4 protein-coding genes are annotated in these 3177 nt (G+C 54.3%); all 4 read right to left on the bottom strand.

Annotated elements, in window-relative coordinates; all coding sequences use genetic code 11:
* A partial coding sequence (locus RMR24_RS13540; RefSeq protein ID WP_405023326.1) for a DNA circularization N-terminal domain-containing protein occupies positions 1 to 127 on the bottom strand: 127 nt, incomplete at its 3' end.
* Positions 124 to 1755, bottom strand: coding sequence for a phage tail tape measure protein (locus tag RMR24_RS08190; protein WP_310614592.1), 1632 nt, complete (start codon positions 1753 to 1755; stop codon positions 124 to 126). The genes RMR24_RS08190 and RMR24_RS13540, both read right to left, overlap by 4 nt.
* 388 nt (positions 1756 to 2143) lie before the next feature.
* On the bottom strand, positions 2144 to 2746 hold the full coding sequence (locus RMR24_RS08185) for a phage tail assembly protein (protein WP_310614591.1): 603 nt from the start codon (positions 2744 to 2746) through the stop codon (positions 2144 to 2146).
* 85 nt (positions 2747 to 2831) lie between these two features.
* Positions 2832 to 3177 (bottom strand): hypothetical protein (locus tag RMR24_RS08180; protein ID WP_310614590.1); only part of this gene is annotated, 346 nt, incomplete at its 5' end.

The following is a 3177-nucleotide window of genomic DNA, read 5'->3' as shown; positions in this document are numbered from 1 at the left end:
CGGTCGGCAAGTCTTGGAACGGGTAGTCCCGCAACACCGTGTGAAACCCCGGCTTGCGCTCAGTGGTCTCCACATGAAACGGCACGCCCCGAAAGCTCGCCTGTTGAAGCTCATCAATCCAGCTCATTTGCTATACCCCGCTGGGTTGGTTGATCCGGGATTGATACGAATCAATGAGGGCTGCTGCGCCACGGTGGGCGACAGCGTCACGCGGTCATCGGTCACCCGCACATTGATATCAAGCTGGCCCTGACCAATTTGCACTTGGCCCGATTGAGCGCCCATCGTTTGTGCAGCGTCTACAGGCGCAGTCAAATCAAACAAGCGTGGATCGTTGTAGCCCTTTCCACGCCAACCGTTCAAAGCACCGCCATTAATTCGCTCTTGCGCTTGAGGTGACAACGCCACCCCATCTCGATGCGCTGCGCTATACCACTGAGTAAATGCATCACCCAGCTGATACATCTCATATGCGCCGTAAGCCGCCCCGCCAGCTAGGCTAAGTCTTCCAAGCGTTGGCGCGACTCGGCCAAGCGCTGGCCCTAAAGCCCCAAGCGCACCTGCTGCGCCAGTTACAGCGCCGCCAATCCCTTTTCCACCCGCAATTGAAAACACCGCCGCGGCTCCCGCCGCCGCAGTCAATGCTGTTGCCAAGAGAACGGCAGCGCCAGTTGTTTTAGGAAACGCCTCGGCAGTTGCTCCCGCCATATCGGCCAGCTTGCCAAGAGGGCCTGACACCCCATCTATAGCTGCCTTCTCAGCCAATTTTTTAGCTTCATTCGCCTGTTCCATCTTGAACTCACCCGTTTGCTCACGCACTGCAAACGACTTATCAACCTCTAGCTCACCGGGCTTTTTGCCAAACTGTTCAAGAACGGCGGTCTCTACAGACTTCACCAAATCTTGATTGTTCATGATTGCCAAAAAAGCTGCGGCAGATTGTTGGTTCTTAAAAACCTGACCCAATGACGACCCCGTGAGCTGTTGCATCATTGACCCCAAAATCTCCTTCTTCTCACCGTCATCTTTTGTCGCGTCATATCGCTTTTTAAGGCTTGCAAAACGAGGGTCAGAGTCAATGACTTTTTTAAACAGGTCAAGCGTCGCCTCTACCTTTCCAATCCCTCGGCTTTGGTAGTCTTGATACACATCCTGCATTGAATGCATCGCAGCAAACCGTTCGCCACCTTTGAGCTTTTTACCCCCGTTAAACACCACCTTGGCCATATCGCCCATGAAGTGTTCCGAGCTCATCAAAGCCATTAAATCCTTGAGGTTCGTACCGGCCTCATCTGGCGTTCCTGCTGTTTTGATCGACGCCTGCATCCAAGCCAGCACCTTTGCGTAATCTTTTTCACCGCGCATACCCGCCATACCAGCTGGGGCCATGATCTGTGGGAGCCATTTCGCGGCATTATTTAACTCAAAGCTACCAAGCTGACCCGCACGTTGGGCCCCTGACAAAAGCTGCGTCAATCTATCAGGAGACAATCCAAAATCGCGCAAACGCACCCCAATACGCGCAATATCGTTCGCGTCAGTTCTGGCCGCCGTTGCTTGCCTCACAACTGCACCCAACATTTTTTTAGAGTCGCCTACATCTACGCCATTAGCCAGCAGCGTGTTCAGCGCATCCGCCGCGTCCTCACGTGTTCCACCACCGTTTTTACGCGCTGTGTTAACCAGCGTTTCAAGCTCCTTCATACCCGCCACACGGCCACCCACATCACGCTCTGAAAACGCCGTGTTAGCCATGTCGGCCAAGTTGCCATCGAAAGACAGGCCACGCTTAATTGGCCCGCTCACGGCCCATGCGGCGGCCCCCGTGGTCAATGCCACCCCTTGAATTTTTTTGAGAGAAGATAAATACCCCTCAGCCGCATGGCGTGCGCGGTCGGCACTCTGAGCCACTTTAGACCAATACGCAGCTTGCTGCGCAACGCTTGAGCCATGCACCCCGCCCAAGCGTTCAAGCGCTCGGGCAAGAGACCCAACCTTCAACTCAGAAGATGCAAACTCTTTTTGCATCACCTCCTGCATCTTTGCCAAAGCGTGCATATCACTCTTTGACTTGGCGGCAATGTCACTGTGCAGCTCAATGAGGTATTTCAGCTTGAGTTCGCGCATAAGTTACGTACCGCGCTTATTTAGCTCTGTCAGCATTGATCGAAGTCGCCCCGTCGGCACGTTGTCCAACAAAGTTGGAGAGCAATTCAGGGCCAGGCTCAGCATCAGCACCATTTGCTCCAGCCGCTGCAACCTGGCCCACGAACTGTGGGGATGCAGCTTTCAAAAGCGAGTCATCTTCGCCACTCAAAATACCCTCAAATTGGGCCTGCGTCATATTCCCGTAACGCACCTCTGCCGCCATTGCCATCAAGAAAATACGGCGCTCAATCAATGCCAAATCATGGCTGCTCATCTTGCCCATTGAGTTCAGGTCAAGCGAGGCTCCATACAGCTTGTTACCGTCACACTCAAGCCAATCAATATGCCTAAACGTCATGGCATAACGAAAATCTGCATCGCTCACAAGCAGCCGATGCTGCTTATCTACCATCACAACACGCTCTGCCGCTTGTTGGGCGGCCCGCTCATCTGCGACCGTTGTTTCTCGCAGGCGCACAGTGCGATAGCGAATTTCCCGCCCATCAGACTGAACGGGCAACCCGTCCGCAAGGGTCAAGTCGTAAAGGCTGGCAATGGTTGGGGTGCTTTTTGTGTCCATGCCTTGCAGTGTCGGCATTCGTCAACACACCGTCACGGTGAAACACTTCACCAAAAACAAAAGGCCCCGAAGGGCCTTTTGTGGTCAGTATGCAATCAGCTTTTTAGAGCCACTGCAACGGCGAGAGCAGGTTGAACGTCACGTCCACCGTGCCCGCTCCAATCTTCCCCATCTTGGCAAAGCCGCAATTAGGTGCCACCGCCTTGCGGCCCGTTGCAGAGTCGCGCATAGCAATCTGCACACCGCGCATCTTCACAAAATCATCAGGGTTGGTTGCCGGGCCAAAGTTCAGTTTGGCGTTCAATGTGCGGGCCACGCGTTTGCGCTTTTCGCTGTCGTCACCGCTTGCAGCGGGCACCACCTCATACTCATAGCCAGCGCCGCCTTCAACTTCGCCGCTGCTGTCTTCAAAGTCCAACGCAATGCCGCCCACGATGATGGTGTCTATT

The sequence above is a fragment of the Limnohabitans sp. genome, from assembly GCF_031539105.1.
GTDB lineage: Bacteria > Pseudomonadota > Gammaproteobacteria > Burkholderiales > Burkholderiaceae_C > Limnohabitans.
Note: the sequence above shows the minus strand (reverse complement) of the source record. Positions and strands in the feature narration are given on the sequence as shown.

What these genes read in the sequence shown, in the direction of transcription:
- RMR24_RS08185 (WP_310614591.1), bottom strand. Translation starts at nt 2,746, where the DNA reads ATGCCGACACTGCAAGGCATGGACACAAAAAGCACCCCAACCATTGCC.
- RMR24_RS08190 (WP_310614592.1), bottom strand. Translation starts at nt 1,755, where the DNA reads ATGGCTAACACGGCGTTTTCAGAGCGTGATGTGGGTGGCCGTGTGGCG.